Annotated in this window: 16 protein-coding genes; 9 read left to right on the top strand and 7 right to left on the bottom strand. The window is 46.3% G+C overall.

From position 1 onward, the window contains the following. Positions 1-44: 44 nt before the first annotated feature. Positions 45-416, bottom strand: a complete 372-nt coding sequence (locus tag ACBP55_RS32435) for a c-type cytochrome (protein ID WP_464647589.1) — start codon at positions 414-416, stop codon at positions 45-47. Positions 417-561: 145 nt separating this feature from the next. Between ACBP55_RS32435 and ACBP55_RS32430 the strand changes: the two genes are divergently transcribed. From ACBP55_RS32430 to ACBP55_RS32410, 5 genes are all read left to right on the top strand, one after another. Next, positions 562-1,329, top strand: a complete 768-nt coding sequence (locus ACBP55_RS32430) for a gluconate 2-dehydrogenase subunit 3 family protein (RefSeq protein WP_464647587.1) — start codon at positions 562-564, stop codon at positions 1,327-1,329. A gap of 34 nt (positions 1,330-1,363) precedes the next feature. Next, positions 1,364-3,085: a GMC family oxidoreductase gene (locus tag ACBP55_RS32425; protein WP_464647585.1), complete on the top strand. Its 1,722-nt coding sequence runs from the start codon at positions 1,364-1,366 to the stop codon at positions 3,083-3,085. A 40-nt stretch (positions 3,086-3,125) separates the two neighbouring features. After that, the gene (gene tatC / locus ACBP55_RS32420; protein ID WP_464647583.1) at positions 3,126-3,854 is read left to right on the top strand and encodes a twin-arginine translocase subunit TatC; all 729 of its coding nucleotides are present in this window, start codon (positions 3,126-3,128) and stop codon (positions 3,852-3,854) included. Positions 3,855-3,890: 36 nt separating this feature from the next. Then, complete coding sequence (locus ACBP55_RS32415) at positions 3,891-4,088, top strand: twin-arginine translocase TatA/TatE family subunit (RefSeq protein WP_047681186.1); 198 nt, start codon at positions 3,891-3,893, stop codon at positions 4,086-4,088. A gap of 442 nt (positions 4,089-4,530) precedes the next feature. Further along, on the top strand, positions 4,531-6,030 hold the full coding sequence (locus tag ACBP55_RS32410) for an IMP dehydrogenase (RefSeq protein ID WP_464647581.1): 1,500 nt from the start codon (positions 4,531-4,533) through the stop codon (positions 6,028-6,030). 498 nt (positions 6,031-6,528) lie between these two features. Here ACBP55_RS32410 and ACBP55_RS32405 read toward each other — a convergent pair whose 3' ends face one another. The 4 genes from ACBP55_RS32405 to mnmL form a co-directional block, all read right to left on the bottom strand. Beyond that, positions 6,529-7,494 carry a type I phosphomannose isomerase catalytic subunit gene (locus tag ACBP55_RS32405; RefSeq protein WP_464647579.1) on the bottom strand — a complete coding sequence of 322 codons (966 nt, stop codon included), beginning with the start codon at positions 7,492-7,494 and terminating at the stop codon, positions 6,529-6,531. A gap of 75 nt (positions 7,495-7,569) precedes the next feature. Next, positions 7,570-8,148: a tRNA 5-(aminomethyl)-2-thiouridylate-methyltransferase MnmM gene (gene mnmM, locus ACBP55_RS32400; protein WP_029199193.1), complete on the bottom strand. Its 579-nt coding sequence runs from the start codon at positions 8,146-8,148 to the stop codon at positions 7,570-7,572. A 30-nt stretch (positions 8,149-8,178) separates the two neighbouring features. Continuing rightward, positions 8,179-8,760, bottom strand: a complete 582-nt coding sequence (locus ACBP55_RS32395; RefSeq protein ID WP_464647578.1) for a c-type cytochrome — start codon at positions 8,758-8,760, stop codon at positions 8,179-8,181. Between the two features lie 84 nt (positions 8,761-8,844). Further along, on the bottom strand, positions 8,845-9,804 hold the full coding sequence (gene mnmL, locus ACBP55_RS32390; RefSeq protein WP_464647576.1) for a tRNA modification radical SAM protein MnmL/YtqA: 960 nt from the start codon (positions 9,802-9,804) through the stop codon (positions 8,845-8,847). A gap of 103 nt (positions 9,805-9,907) precedes the next feature. Here mnmL and ACBP55_RS32385 point away from each other — a divergent pair, with 103 nt between their 5' ends. The 3 genes from ACBP55_RS32385 to trmB all read left to right on the top strand — a co-directional run bounded on the left by ACBP55_RS32385 (position 9,908) and on the right by trmB (position 11,642). Next, a complete protein-coding gene (locus ACBP55_RS32385; protein ID WP_464647574.1) occupies positions 9,908-10,501 on the top strand; it encodes a WGxxGxxG-CTERM domain-containing protein in 594 nt (197 codons plus the stop codon). Between the two features lie 133 nt (positions 10,502-10,634). Then, positions 10,635-10,835, top strand: coding sequence for a hypothetical protein (locus ACBP55_RS32380; RefSeq protein ID WP_464647573.1), 201 nt, complete (start codon positions 10,635-10,637; stop codon positions 10,833-10,835). A gap of 75 nt (positions 10,836-10,910) precedes the next feature. Next, positions 10,911-11,642: a tRNA (guanosine(46)-N7)-methyltransferase TrmB gene (gene trmB, locus ACBP55_RS32375; RefSeq protein ID WP_464647571.1), complete on the top strand. Its 732-nt coding sequence runs from the start codon at positions 10,911-10,913 to the stop codon at positions 11,640-11,642. A gap of 87 nt (positions 11,643-11,729) precedes the next feature. Here trmB and ACBP55_RS32370 read toward each other — a convergent pair whose 3' ends face one another. Both ACBP55_RS32370 and ACBP55_RS32365 read right to left on the bottom strand, forming a co-directional pair. Beyond that, a complete protein-coding gene (locus ACBP55_RS32370) occupies positions 11,730-12,860 on the bottom strand; it encodes an MGDG synthase family glycosyltransferase (protein WP_464647569.1) in 1,131 nt (376 codons plus the stop codon). A gap of 4 nt (positions 12,861-12,864) precedes the next feature. Next, positions 12,865-13,392: a phosphatase PAP2 family protein gene (locus ACBP55_RS32365; RefSeq protein WP_464647567.1), complete on the bottom strand. Its 528-nt coding sequence runs from the start codon at positions 13,390-13,392 to the stop codon at positions 12,865-12,867. 195 nt (positions 13,393-13,587) lie between these two features. Here ACBP55_RS32365 and ACBP55_RS32360 point away from each other — a divergent pair, with 195 nt between their 5' ends. Further along, on the top strand, positions 13,588-14,766 hold the full coding sequence (locus ACBP55_RS32360) for a glycosyltransferase family 4 protein (protein WP_464647565.1): 1,179 nt from the start codon (positions 13,588-13,590) through the stop codon (positions 14,764-14,766). The last annotated feature ends 295 nt before the right edge of the window (positions 14,767-15,061 follow it).

The raw sequence follows: 15,061 nt of genomic DNA, 5'->3' as shown, positions 1-15,061 counted from the left end.
AGCTTCGCTTTCCTTCTCGGAGAGCGAAGCTTTTTTTGCAACCATTATTTCTTGTCTGCAAGCCAAACAGCTAGAGAGCTGATTTCATCATCCGTAAGCTTCCCTTTGAAGCTGGGCATCGCGCCTTTGCCATTCGTAATAATCGTTGCAAGCTCGTCCTTGGAACGCTTACTGCCTTCTTTCTGTAAATTAGGTCCTACTGCACCCTCAAGGTTAACGCCATGGCAACTCACGCAGGTTTGTTTAAAAACAGCTTGGGCGTCGACTTTGGTTGTTGCCCCGCTGCTAGTTGCTGCTGGGGTTCCTGTTGCTCCTGGAGTTCCCGTTGTTGCCGGAGGTGTCGTCTTCCCACAGGCAGCTAGGGAGAAGGCTAACAATAGAAAGAGGCATAGAAATGATTTGTTCAACTGTATCATTCTCCTTCTTTTACTTCATTCGAGTTCTGTCACTACATTTCCCGAATTCGCTACTTTTCATGCAATCGGAATAATTAATGAACGGGTCGCTCATCCTATCCATAACAACCAATTTATACTAAAAACTCCAAGGAGGAATGAGAAATTGGCGGACAATAACAAAGGAAGCTCTCCAGATCACTCACGGCGTAGTTTTTTGAAATATACCGGTACGGCTATTGGCGGTGTCGTAGTGGGGGGCGTAGTCGGCAGTGCGCTTTCGGGGGGATTTGGAAAAAAACAGGCGGCTCCTGCACCAGCACCATCTACAGCGCCACAAGCTGCAGCAGATTACAATCAAGCCCCTATGTTTTTCAATCAAGCGCAGCTTCAGTTGACGGAAGCTGCGGCTGAGCGTATTTTCCCCAAAGATGAAACTGGACCGGGAGCGACAGATTTGGGCGTTGCTTTTTACATTGACCATCAAATGGCCAGTCCATGGGGTGTGAATTCCCGTGAGTATCGGACAGGTCCTTTTGTAAAAGGGGAAGTGACTCAAGGGGATTACCAAAGCATCAATCGCAACGAGTTATTCACGATGGGGCTTCACAGTATGGAAGAGGCTAGCAAAACCAAATATTCTAAATCCTTTGTTGACTTGGCACCGGAAGAGAAGGACGCTATTCTGACTTCCATGGAAAAAGGCGAGATCATGGTTATTAACGGAATAACGGGCAAAACATTCTTTAATTTGTTCTTAAGGCTGACCATGGAGGGCGTTTACTGCGATCCGCTGTATGGGGGTAACAAGAACATGTTGGGATGGAAGATGCGTAAATATCCAGGTAATCAGATGACTTACGCAGGCATTATGGAGAAGGATCAATTCGTGGTCATGGATCCGCGTAGTTTGCATGATCATTTCGCACATTAGTGACAACAAATACAAGTGAGAAAGGAAAGAGTATATGGCTACAAAAATGCCGAAAGTTCCCGTTGTGATTGTTGGAATGGGATGGGTCGGAGGCATCATTGCCGCGGAATTGACGAAGCAAGGGGTTAAGGTAGTTGGATTGGAACGCGGTAAGCCGCGAAGCACACAGGATTACTACATGGTGCATGATGAACTGCGCTATGCTCAGCGGCTGGATCTCATGCAGGATCTATCGAAGGAAACGGTGACGTTTCGCAATACGGAGAAAATGACCGCAGTGCCGATGCGTGAACACGGTTCTTTCCTGCTCGGGGAGGGACTTGGCGGAGCAAGCATACACTGGAACGGGCAAACCTATCGGTTCCTTCCTTACGATTTTGAAATTTATAGTAAAACGGTAGAGCGGTACGGAAAACAGAAAATACCGGATGGAATGACCATTCAGGATTGGGGTATTACCTACGATCAATTAGAGCCGTATTTTGACAAATTCGAGAAGATGGCGGGAATTTCCGGCGACCCAGACCAAAACCCATTGGTAGGGAAGCGTTCGAGCCCTTTTCCAACCAAACCGATGGTGAAAACTCCGATCTTGAAGCTGTTTGAAGAAGCGACGAAAGAGCTGGGTTATCATCCCTATATGATGCCATCGGCGAATCTGTCGGAACAATATACGAATCCGGATGGGGTCACTCGGGCAGCGTGTCAATACTGTGGCTATTGCGAGCGCTTTGGTTGTGAATACGGAGCCAAGGCAGATGCCGTGGTCACTGTACTGCCTATTGCTCAGAAATCAGGAAATTTTGAGCTGCGCACCTATTCAAATGTCATTCAAATTCTCAATGACGGAAAAAAGGCAAGCGGCGTTGTATATGTCAACACGGTGACAGGAGAACAGTTTGAGCAGCCGGCTGATGTGGTCATTATGGCGAGCTACGTCTTCAACAACATCAAGCTCTTGTTGACCTCTAAATTGGGCAAGCCTTACGATCCAGCTACCGGCAAAGGAGTTATCGGGAAAAATTATTGCTATCAGACCAATGGAGGCTCAGCCGCCGGATTTTTTGACGATAAGGAATTCAATTTGTATGCCGGCGCAGGATCACTTGGCATGGAAATTCCTGATTTCAATGGAGATAATTTTGACCACAGCAACCTCAATTTTCTTCATGGCGCAGGAATGCGCATTTCACAGACGGGGCAGCGGCCCATCGCTACCAACTCCGTTCCGAAAGGAACACCGACATGGGGTAAAGACTTCAAGCAAAAGTCACTAAAATATGCGAACAGTGTACTTTCTGTTTCTCCTCAGGGCAGCAGTTTGCCGTGGAAGCATCATTATGTGGACTTGGATCCTACCTATAAAGATGCTTATGGCCTGCCGCTTCCCAGGGTTACATTCGATTTTGAGGAGCAGGATCGGCAAATGGTTAAATTCATGGCTGGCAAGGCAGCCGAAATCATGAAGGAAATGAAGGCTACGACAATTGGCTCCTCGGATCAACTTGGACCTTACAATATCGTCCCTTATCAATCTACGCACAATACCGGGGGCGTCATTATGGGAGCAGAACCTTCAACTTCAGCCGTAAATTCCTACTTGCAAATGTGGGATGCTGAAAATGTTTTCGTTGTTGGAGCATCAGCTTTTGCACACAACAGCGGCTACAACCCTACGGGTACGGTCGGGGCACTTGCCTATCGGGCAGTAGAAGGGATTGCGAAATATTTGAAACAAGGTGGAATGATTGTTTAATCAAGGTAGGGCATAGGACTTTGTTTAATGGGGTGAAGGGATGGAGCAGGAAGATTGGATCTATCATTTGACTGAAGTCCGCAAACGTTTGCTGATTGTGTTCGCATGGTTTGTGGTTACACTAAGCGTCGGGTTATATGTTTCGCCTAGAATCCTGCGGTATATGAAATCACAACCTTTGGTGGGCGAGATAAATTGGAACGTGTTCTCGTTCACGGACGGGCTGATGATCTACATGAAGTGCGCATTCCTGGTTGCTTTATTGTTCACAGTTCCAGTGCTGCTTTATCAAGTATGGGCATTCGTTCGTCCTGGTCTTACGGACGCGGAGGCTAAGAGCACCCTTCCATACATACCGGTGTCATTTGCACTGTTCATTATCGGGGTATCGTTCAGCTATTGGGTGGTATTCCCGATGATGATTCGTTTTATGATACGTATGAATCACACGGTCGGCGCTGTGGAAACGTATGGAATCGACCGCTACTTTTCGTTTTTGTTCGAAGTTGTATTCCCCATGGCAATCGCCTTTGAATTGCCTGTAGTCGTTCTATTTCTAACAAGAATCGGTCTGCTGACGCCGCAGCGATTGAAAATGACGAGAAAATACGCCTACGTTGGTTTAGCGATCATAGGCTCATGTATCTCCCCGCCCGATATGATATCTCATCTATCGGTCACGGTGCCATTAATCCTGTTGTTTGAAATTAGTGTAATGGTTGCGGGCTGGCAATGGCGAACCATGCAGGAAAGTCCTGCAAACAGCTGACTTTCAATTAAGCACAAAGAAAAGAGGATGATGTTCATGTTTAACAATATTGGTGTATCAGGTTTAGTGTTAATTCTGGCTATCGCTTTAATCGTGTTCGGTCCGTCTAAGCTGCCGCAGCTTGGGCGAGCGTTCGGAGATACGCTCCGCGAGTTTCGCAACTCTACCCGTAACATCATCGAAGATAACGAGCGGGATCCACTTATCGAAAATGAGGGCAAGAAGCCGCTTTAAGTCCGTCCATCTTTTGGAAAAACGGCTACATGTTAGCGATGCGTGAAATACGCCCGCGAATAGCCGGTGTAAAATTGGTTTTTAGGCGTTACAGAGCGAGCTGCCGATAGGTTGCCGTTTTGTAACGCCTTTATTGGTATCTGCTAAAAAAATCCATTGACCACAGGTAAGGTTCAGTGATAAGATTGAAAAAATTTACCCATGGATCCCAGAGCGGAGAGAGCTACGCTCAAAGATCCCAGAGCGGAGAGACTTTGAGCTACGCTCAAAGATCCCAGAGCGGAGAGACTTTGAGCTACGCTCAAAGATCCCAGAGCGGAGAGACTTTGAGCTACGCTCAAAGATCCCAGAGCGGAGAGACTTTGAGCTACGCTCAAAGATCCCAGAGCGGAGAGACTTTGAGCTACGCTCAAAGATCCCTATATTAGGAGGAAATCATAAAGTGGCTACGTATTACTTAGAACCATCCCGCACGTTTAGTGAGTTTTTGTTGATTCCTAATCTTACAACGAAGGAATGTACACCGGCGAATGTGAAGCTCAAGACACCATTAGTTAAATTCAATAAAGGCGAGGAGCCTGCGATCTCGCTTAATATCCCGTTTTCATCTGCTGTCATGCAGGCTGTATCCGATCATGGAATGGCGATTGCTTTGGCGCGGAGTGGCGGGATTTCGTTTATCTTTGGCTCGCAATCGATTGAAGAAGAAGCACTGATGGTACGTAAAGTAAAAGGGTACAAGGCAGGGTTTGTAGTTAGCCGCTCGAACTTAACTCCCCAGCATACGCTAAGTGATGTACTGGCGTTGAAAGAGGAAACAGGTCATTCTACAGTTGCCATTACCGACGATGGTACAGCGAATGGAAAATTGCTTGGTATTGTAACAGGGCGTGATTACCGGACAAGTCGTGACCCTCTGGATCGACAAATCCAACAATTTATGACGCCTTTTGATAAACTGATTTATGGCAAATCAGGAATTACTTTATCGGAAGCAAACAATTTAATTTGGGATCACAAGCTGAATTGTTTACCGATTGTGGATGAGCATCAGAAGCTCGACACCCTCGTTTTCCGCAAGGATTATGATGAGCATAAAGAAAATCCGATGGAGCTGTTGGACGCTAATAAAAGCTATATTGTTGGTGCGGGGATTAATACGAAGGATTACAAAGAGAGAGTGCCTGCGCTTGTTGAAGCGGGAGTAGACATTCTGGTCATCGATTCTTCGGACGGTTACAGCGAATGGCAGCGGGAAACGGTTCAGTATGTGAAAGAGAATTTCAATGTGAAGATCGGTGCAGGTAACGTTGTAGACCGTGAAGGGTTCCTTTATCTTGTGGAATCAGGAGCTGACTTCATTAAAGTCGGCATCGGCGGCGGATCTATCTGTATCACTAGGGAGCAAAAGGGGATTGGTCGCGGACAAGCTTCTTCCCTCATGGAAGTTGTTGAAGCTAGAGACCAATACTTCAAAGAAACAGGTACCTACATTCCAATCTGTTCCGATGGTGGTATCGTACATGACTACCATATTACATTAGCCTTGGCTATGGGCGCTGACTTTGTCATGCTGGGCAGATATTTCGCACGTTTCGATGAGAGCCCGACCAGAAAGCTGAAAGTTGGCAACAACTTCGTGAAAGAATACTGGGGAGAAGGCTCAAACCGTGCCCGCAACTGGCAGCGTTATGATACGGGCGGCAAAAACAAGCTCTTGTTTGAGGAAGGCGTCGATTCCTATGTTCCATATGCTGGAAGCCTACAGGAGAACCTGGACAAGACGCTTGGCAAAATAAAGTCAACGATGTGCAACTGTGGATCATTAAGCTTGGACGAGCTGAAGAGCAAAGCGAGAATTGCACTCGTTTCCGCAACCAGCCTCGTTGAAGGCGGAGCACACGACGTTATTCTCAAAGAAAGCAGCTTATCCGAAGAATAATAGCTGGAAATAGAAAAGGCTCTCCACAATCATCTTAGAGATGATAGGTGGAGAGCCTTTTTGGACTAATCCATCATATAGCTTACTGCTCCAAGTAAACAATATATCAGCAAAATGACCCCAATCAGACATTTCTGAGTAGTATTATGTGCCTTCTCATTTAGATGCAAATAGTGCATCTAATATCGGCCTTGTCATCAGTTTCAGGAAATTAGATGTATTTAGCGCATCTGATTTCCGCATATTCCTCCAAAACGGAGCATATTCGTCGAATTAGATGTACTTTTTACATGTATTCTCATGGAATCGAGCATATTGGTTAAATTAGATGCACTTTTTACATCTAATTTGATGATAGGACCAATTCAAGTAAGCCCCAAACTGATCTCCACGCCAGTTGGTGTTCCCCAACGCGCAAGCTCACATGCATCTTAGGCATAACAAAAAAACGCCCCATATTCATCAAAGATGAGTGGGACGTTCTTCATCGAACAACAATTAAGGCAAGTAGCTGCGAATAACCGTCATGCTGCCTTCTAGTGCATAGCTGCCAAGATCGGCAGGAAGCAGGAAGCAGTCACCAGGCTTCGTGGAGATGCTGCCATCAGCCCACTGAAGGGATCCGTTACCGTCTGCGATAACGAGGATGACGAAGCTTTCAGGAGAAGTGCTTAGCTCCCATTTCGGTCCTACAAGGCCTTTTTCCACGGTGAAGAATGGTGACTCGGCAAGTGTTAACCAAGTGCCAGCTTCATTCAAATCTGTTTTCATTCGAGTGGAGCCGGAGCCTTCATATGCGATAACGTTGAGCGAATCTTCAATATGAAGATCACGAGGTTTACCGTCCAGTCCAGGACGATTATAATCGTACAAACGATAGGTCGTATCGGAATTTTGCTGAATCTCGGCAACTAGGACGCCAGCGCCAAGGGCATGAACAGTTCCTGCTGGGATGTAAAAGGAATCACCGGCTTCAACAGGGACTTCCTGTAAGCAGTCCAAAATGCGGTTCTCAGCTATTGCTTGAGCTAAACTTTCGCGTGTAACACCTTCTTGCATGCCATATATAATTTTGGCGCCGGGCTTGGCATCAAGGATGTACCACATCTCTGTTTTGCCGAGCTCGCCGGCAGCCAAATTCTTGTAATGATCGTTCGGATGTACTTGTACGGAAAGGTCGTCTTCGCAATCCAATAATTTGATGAGTAGTGGGAAACGGCCGTTTTTTTCGGAAAATCCTTTCGTGCCGAATAACGTTTTGCCGTATTTTTCGCGAATTTCGTCTAGACCAAGACCTGCTAATTCGCCATTAATCACCTTCGTCGTTCCATTCGGGTGATCGCCAATCATCCATCCTTCGCCAATAGCGCCTTCTGGAAGCTGAAAACCAAACTTTTCTAGGGCTCTTCCACCCCAGACACGTTCTTTCATTTCAGGTTGAAATTGAAGCGGGTATGATTTCACAAACTATCCCTACTTTCTTCTCTAATTTCTCCTACAAAATAATGCCGATGCACTCTCTAGCATTATAACATGCGTCTATCTTTTTTCTAGAGCTAAGAGATAGGGAGCATGCTGGCTGGTATTCATGAATTGGTACCGCAGCACCTGAAAGGCTGCAAGAGGAAGGTGCTGGGCCCAGCTTTCGACGGCCGCAGCTTCTTCCGAGCCTCCATCGTGCCCGCTGTAGAGCACGATGGTCACGATACCGCCTTTGCGGAGCAGGCGGAGGGCAGCCTCGAGAGCAGGAATCGTCGATTCCTGCTTCGTAATCGTTGCGGGATCGGCGCCGGGCAGATAGCCGAGATTGAATGTGACCGCGGCGACCTTGCCGTGGCGGTCTTGCGGCACAGCCGCCTCCATGAGCGCATGGCTGCATAGGCTCATGTGCACGCAAGAAGATGCGTCTGGAAGTTCTTTCTCCAGACGCATCTTTGTTTGATCCAGCGCTTGCTGCTGGATATCGAAGCCGTACACGCTGCCGCGGGGTCCTACCAGCTTAGCTAAGAACAGGGCATCGACGCCGTTGCCAAGGGTCGCGTCGACGACGGTATCACCCGGCTGAGCCCGCTGATTAATTAATTGATGAGCAAAACTTAGTACGGAAACAAAACCCATGTGATGAAAGCCTCCATGCTGCTTATACGATCATTTTTTGTCTGCTAGCCATGCGGCTAGCACTTCGATTTCTTCGGATTTCAATGCACTTTTGAAAGGTGGCATATCGCCTTTACCTCCAAGGATCTGCGTGACGATCTCATCCTTGGTTTTACGCGAACCGACTTTCGTCAGGTTCGGCCCGAAGTCGCCTGCAAGCCCTGCCCCGTGGCAGGACATGCAGTTGTCCTTGTACAGCACCTGTGCCTGTGCTGCGGTGCTGGTGCCGGCATCCGCAGGCTTAGCGGATGGGGAAGGCGCCGCGCTAGCCGGCGCTGGTGTTGCGGCCGGCGTCGCAGCCGTCTCTTTCACGGCCGGCGTCGCCGTAGCCGCCTCTTTCACTGCTGGCGTCGCAGCCGCGCTCGGCTGCGGCGTGCTGCTTGCCGCCGGCTGTACCGTAGCGGCCGCGGGTGTTGCCGTCGCCGCAGCAACCGGCGGCGCACTCACTCCCGCCGTCGGTGTCGAAGACGGCGACACTGCCACTGTACTCACTGGTGTCGCCGGCGCTCCTCCGCATCCAGCCACAATTAACATCATCCCAACGATGGCTGCTTGAGCTCGTTTCATCATCATGATTATCCATCTCCTTTAGTCATTCTACCTATATAAAGGAAACGGATAATAATCTATTTTGGTTTTATGGTTTTTATATTTATCCTAGTCGGCTTTACCCTTCCAAAGTTTACCTTGCCAAGTATTTCTTTCTTTCAAAAGACTATCAAAAGCGTTCAGTACTTCCCATTTTTTGAGGCTCCACATCGGACCAATCAGAAGATCACGGGGAGCATCTCCAGTAAGACGGTGGACAATCATTTCCGGTGGAAGAAATTCAAGTGTATCTACGATAAGCTTCACATACTCGTCTTTTTCCAGGAACTGAAGCAAGCCAGCTTCGTATTGTTTCACCATAGGTGTTTTACGCATTAAATGAAGTAAATGGATTTTAATGCCCTGAACATCCATTTGAGCGACGGCTCGTCCAGTGTCCAGCATCATCTCGTGCGTCTCCCCAGGTAATCCATAAATAATGTGCGCACAGGTGCGGATATTATGCTTTCGAAGCTTGGCAACCGCATCCAGGTAGCATTGTGTGTCATGAGCACGATTGATGAGTTCAGAAGTTGATTCGTGGACAGTTTGAAGGCCCATTTCGACCCATAGATAGGTACGTTCATTCAACTCCGCCAAGTATTCAATAACATCATCCGGTAAACAATCCGGTCTGGTCGCAATGGATAAACCCACAACGCCTGGCTGCTTTAAAATAACTTCATAATATTCCCGGAGCTCTTCCACGGGGGCATACGTATTCGTATAAGCCTGAAAGTAGCCAATGTATTTGGCTTCCGGCCATTTCTGATGCTGGAGATCTCGAATCTTATTAAATTGGGTAACCAGATCATCGCGGCGGCTTCCTGCGAAATCACCTGACCCCCGCGCGCTGCAAAATGTGCAACCCCCGGTAGCGATATTGCCATCACGATTAGGACAAGTAAAACCTGCATCCAGCATGACTTTAAAAACCTTCCCGCCGAAAGCTTCACGCATTTCATAATTCCATGTATGGAAACGTTTGTCCCCCCATAATTGAGGCGACTCCTGAATGATTGTAGACATTTGGTTGCTCCTTTCTTTCCAATCTAATTGTAGCGAAATTGAAGCATGAAAGCGACCCCTGCCTTTCCAAGAAGTTCCCCGTTAAAAGGGAGCCATACGGAGCATGATAACTTTGCATAACTATTACATGCCGAAAGGGGATTTGAAACAAGTGAAAAAGTTTCGTACAATTACTTTGGCGGTAGCTTTGACAACAGCATTAAGCTTTGGTGCAACTAGTGCAATGGCTAACACAATAATGGGGACAACGCCAAGTGCTACACCAGGAACTATGGGGACAGGAACTACGACAACATCGGGATATACAGGAAGTAATTATGACGCTACGGTAGGGACCACTGGTACGACTGGTATTACAGGTACTACTGGTACTACAGGTACTACAGGTACTACAGGTACTACAGGTACTACAGTTACTGGCCCCTACACGGGTTATGGTACTGGCGCAGGTTCCTATTCCGGGACAGGAACGGGTTCTGGTGTTATTAGTCACATCAATCAATATAGTAACAATATGATGGACCGTATGAGTACTAAGGGTACACACACTGGGAATTATGATACTTCATCTTATCGAACTTACGCGACTACCACGACAGATGGCAATCGTATGAACTGGGGATGGCTTGGCCTATTAGGTCTGTTGGGCTTATCTGGCCTTAGAGGAAAAGACAAACGAAGAGATGAAGTTAGATAAATAGATATTAGCTAAATGCGCCTCCAAGTTGGGAGGCGTTTTTCTTTGTGGTTAGAATGATCTGCCATTCATAAATAGCATCATCATAACGAAAGCTATCCTTAATAAAGGGAAAGGAAAGCAGGTGATTGAGTTGGTTAAGTTGTCCCTAGCTACCGATACGATATCAATCGAGTTGACCATTAAAGAAGCATTGGCATTGAGCAGTGGTGTGAAATTCGCTGCAGATCCTAGCATATCAAAGGACGCGAGACGAAAAGTACTGCGGTCCTTGGATCAAAAGCTGTTTCCAGCCACATCGAATACCATTGATTATCATACCCTTGAAGTGTAATTTCCTTTGATTTTTTTCCTTGAATCGTCTATGATTTGTATTCGATAGCTTGTACGTGTAGGAGGCAAAAAGTAGATGCGTTTACGGGGAAGAAAAGGAATTCGAGAAGATATAGAACGTCAAAAGGAACTCGTTGTTTTAAATGCCAAGGATTACAAAGGCAAATGGGCTGAGTTATTCGGCAACAACAACCCGATTCATGCCGAGCTTGGGATGGGCAAAGGGCGCTTCATTAGTGAAATGAGTAAGAAATATCCGAACATTAATTTCATTGGTGTTGATATGTATGACGAGTTGATTCGCAAAGCGAGTGAGAAAGCAAAGAATGCTCATGAAATCAATACGGATGAAGAGTCCGAATCTACGCTAAGCATTCCGAATTTGAAGCTAATGCTTTTCAATATCGAACATATTGAGGAAGCTTTTGCTGAGGGTGAATTAGAGCGGGTCTATTTGAATTTCAGTGATCCATGGCCGAAGAAAAAACATGCTCGTAGACGCTTAACGCATCCGGGCTTTGTTGAGAAATATCAGCAAATATTAAATGCGAACGGTGAGATTCACTTAAAAACAGACTCACAATCATTGTTCGAGTTCTCGCTCAATTCTTTTGCAGATATGGGACTGAGAATGCGAAATATTTCCTTGAACCTGCACGTGGATGGGATTCATCCTGACCATGTTATGACGGAATACGAAACGAAGTTTGCCGGACAAGGGATGAACATTCATCGTTGTGAAGTGGTTATTGGCGAAAAGGTGCTTGCAACACATCTGGAACAGTTGAATAAAGCCAAAACGGAATAGATTTATAAGTACGAAAATTTCACAATAAAAAAGCTAATCTCCACTGCATATTGCGGTAAGAGATTAGCTTTTTTATTTTACCCTAATTCAGCCAAGCAATTGCATGATGACCTCTGAGCAATCGGCTGAAGGCAGGTACATCTTCTTTTTATGATAATTAGAAACGCGCTTAGCCTCTACATCTGTGTATCGGCTAGCCAGCATCGATAACCAGTTCGCAATCGTATCTGCAGATCGGATAGGTTCGCCAAAGCCAAGCTGTGTGAAATAGTGGACATTCTCTTCTTCCTGACCCGGTATCGGATCATAGAACAGCATGGGGATCGACTTTGCTAGTCCTTCCGAGCAGGTCATACCGCCAGGCTTCGTAACGAGCAAATCAGAAGCTTCCATCAGCTTGCCGATTTCTTGGGTGAATCCGAGCAAATGAATATTGGCATGCTGATAACGGGGGTCCATCGCCAGCTTTGCCAATGCTTTCTCATTATTGCCTAAGCAAAATATGAATTGGATCCGATCTCTCCATGCTATCAGATGATCACTGAGCGAATCGCCGCCGATTAATCCCCAGCCGCCTCCCATAACTAGTACGGTAGGCAGAGCTGCCAGCTTGAATTGCTGTCGAATCATTGCTTTATCGTGAGCCTCACGGAAGCTTGGATGAACTGGAATTCCTGTGATTTCGACTTGAGCAGCTGTGATACCGCGGCCCAGCAGTTTATTTTTGACGTCTTCTGTCGAAACCATATATTTATTTACTTCTCTACTAACCCAAGTCCCATGGACATCGTAATCTGTAATGACCGTGCATAGCGGAATGTCTAACCCGGCTCTTTTCAGTCTAGATACCACAACACTGGGAAAAGGATGTGTGCAGACAATAGCTTGTGGTGCCCACTGCTGGATAATTGCTGCAGTCTGAGCATAAAAAATGCGATGCAAGGCCAATTGCGTTAAGCGGTTGAGTGATTTTTTATATTGAGAGCGGTACAATCGGCCGTAAAGCTTGGGCTGGGAGGTTAGTGTCTTTTTGTAAGCATGAATGATCCATGGTGCTAATGTCGGGTGAAGGAATGATCCTAATTCCAAAACACGTGTCTCAATAGTCGAACATCGCTGCTCTAAACTTACAGCAAGTGCATAAGCCGCTTGCGTATGTCCGGCTCCGAAGCCTTCAGAAAGAATGAGAACCCGTTTTTTACCATGCAAGACATTCATTCGTTTACCCCCAAAAAGCTACTGTCACTAGAGAAGCTGTCGTTCCTATTAAACATCCAACGATACAATCGGAAGGATAGTGCAGCCCTAGGTATATTCGTGATAGACCAACGATTAATGCGAGCGGTATAAGGATAAGTCCAAGAGTAGGTACGGCTGTAACAAAAGGGAATATGATCGAGAATATGGCGGTTGTATGCCCGGAAGGAAAGGAATGATCCGTCAGCGGGTTTTTGTAAGTAATCGTTTGTGGAAGTACCAGGTATGGCCTTAGTCTCGGGTATTTCTTCTTAATAATAGCAACTGGAATATGACTGAGGGTTAAAGCCAGAAGAGCTTGAATCCCTGCTGTACGCAGCGGGCCTTGCCCGAACAATGCAAAACATAAGGATATCGCTATGGAGGCTGTGGCCCCGCCTAAATGTGTGATTTTATTAAAGAAATGATCAAGGAAGAAGTGCTGGATACGTTGATTCACAAAGTGGAATACGCGTGTTTCATGATGCTGAAGCCAGTGTACGACCCTGCTCATGAGTAGTAGCCTCCTTCGCTGTTTGGGTTACTTTCTTAAGACTATTGTAAAGGAGATTTATTAAAGGAAGATTAACGCAGTAATAAATTTTAAGAAACTCAATTTAACGCTCATCTGATCTCCCGATAACAATCCTGTGCTAGCATGATGTGAAATAAGGGAATTAAACGTAAATGTTAAAAGGGGCTGATGAGGTTGAGAGTTGCCTTATTTACAGATACATTCCTGCCAGATGTAAATGGAGTTGCCAAAACACTTGGCAGATGGACGCGGTTTTTGGAATCCAAAGATGTGGCTTGCAAAGTGTTTGCTCCTACTAGTATGACAGAAGGTGACAACGATCCGTTCCGTGTAGAACGTTTTTACAGTATTCCCTTTTTATTGTACCCAGAATGTCGGTTAGCTATCCCAAATCCCCTCAATGTTCGCAAATCCCTCCATGCCTTTCAGCCTACAATCATTCATTGTGCAACCCCTTTCAATTTGGGACTATTTGGTTTGCACCATGCCCGCAAACACAAAACGCCATTAGTTGCGTCCTACCATACTCACTTTGACCAATACTTAAGTCATTATAAAATACCTTGGGTGGAGCCTACCCTTTGGAAATACATGCAATGGTTCCACCAAAGTTGTCAGAGGGTGTATGTGCCTTCGAAGTCTACCATGGAGCATCTACAAGACAAAGGCTTAAGTCATTTAGAGATTTGGAGCCGCGGTGTCGATGCGGAACGTTTCCAGCCGATTGTCGATCGAAAGTCAGTACTCGGGACATATGGCGTAGATCCTGCAAAGTTCGTTATGCTTTACGTCGGTCGATTAGCTCCTGAGAAAAGTGTAGAGGTCGCATTAGACAGTTTTCATGCACTGCCGGCTGCAATTCGAGAGGATTGCCATCTAATTATTGCTGGTGACGGACCGTCTTCCGGCATGCTGCGCGAATGCTATGGAGGGGATCCGAGAGTTACTTTTACCGGATTCGTTCAGGGGACACAGCTTGCAGAGCTCTATGCGGCTGCAGATGTGTTTATTTTTCCTTCTGCCACAGAGACTTTCGGCAATGTTGTTTTGGAGTCAATGGCTTCTGGTACAACGGTGATTGGAGCTGCTGCTGGCGGGGTACAAGATACTATTGAGCATGAAGTGACGGGATTACTCTGTCCGTCTGGCGACGTAGCTGCTTTCACACAAGCTATCGTAAGATTGTATGAATCACTGGAGACTCGTTATAGACTTGCCTTTGCGGGCAGGGAGTTTGCCTTGCGTCAATCTTGGGATCATATATTTAACCGATTGTTGACCAGCTATGAAGAAGTAGTCTATAGGACATCTGCTAATCCGTCCCAGATGCATGCTAATCGTATGATCCGTTAACAGGGGCAGATGAGCAAAAGTTGTCAGGGAGAGCTCAGGTGAATTATAATAATCCCCGTATCACATGGGGGACAGCTAGTTCGTCTAAATGGTGAACTTTTGGTACACAATAAAATGAAAAACGTTGAAAACAGGACTTTAACGACCTGATTTCAAGCACATACTGCATAGTCTGTGCGCGTTCCGCTCAAATCTCAGAGAAATGGCTTATATTCGTCATTGTGAACTTTGACAAATGAGTGGAAAGAGAGGAAAATCAAGAACGGTTATTCACATGGTACATAAAACTGCGCAT

This window comes from Paenibacillus sp. WG02 (genome assembly GCF_055396115.1).
Note: the sequence above shows the minus strand (reverse complement) of the source record. Positions and strands in the feature narration are given on the sequence as shown.

Bases quoted from the DNA above. Each gene is read 5' to 3' on its own strand.
- trmB (WP_464647571.1), top strand. From the start codon at position 10,911: ATGCGTTTACGGGGAAGAAAAGGAATTCGAGAAGATATAGAACGTCAA.
- ACBP55_RS32415 (WP_047681186.1), top strand. From the start codon at position 3,891: ATGTTTAACAATATTGGTGTATCAGGTTTAGTGTTAATTCTGGCTATC.
- ACBP55_RS32395 (WP_464647578.1), bottom strand. From the start codon at position 8,760: ATGATGATGAAACGAGCTCAAGCAGCCATCGTTGGGATGATGTTAATT.
- ACBP55_RS32370 (WP_464647569.1), bottom strand. From the start codon at position 12,860: ATGAATGTCTTGCATGGTAAAAAACGGGTTCTCATTCTTTCTGAAGGC.
- ACBP55_RS32435 (WP_464647589.1), bottom strand. From the start codon at position 416: ATGATACAGTTGAACAAATCATTTCTATGCCTCTTTCTATTGTTAGCC.
- mnmL (WP_464647576.1), bottom strand. From the start codon at position 9,804: ATGTCTACAATCATTCAGGAGTCGCCTCAATTATGGGGGGACAAACGT.
- ACBP55_RS32425 (WP_464647585.1), top strand. From the start codon at position 1,364: ATGGCTACAAAAATGCCGAAAGTTCCCGTTGTGATTGTTGGAATGGGA.
- tatC (WP_464647583.1), top strand. From the start codon at position 3,126: ATGGAGCAGGAAGATTGGATCTATCATTTGACTGAAGTCCGCAAACGT.
- mnmM (WP_029199193.1), bottom strand. From the start codon at position 8,148: ATGGGTTTTGTTTCCGTACTAAGTTTTGCTCATCAATTAATTAATCAG.
- ACBP55_RS32365 (WP_464647567.1), bottom strand. From the start codon at position 13,392: ATGAGCAGGGTCGTACACTGGCTTCAGCATCATGAAACACGCGTATTC.
- ACBP55_RS32385 (WP_464647574.1), top strand. From the start codon at position 9,908: ATGATAACTTTGCATAACTATTACATGCCGAAAGGGGATTTGAAACAA.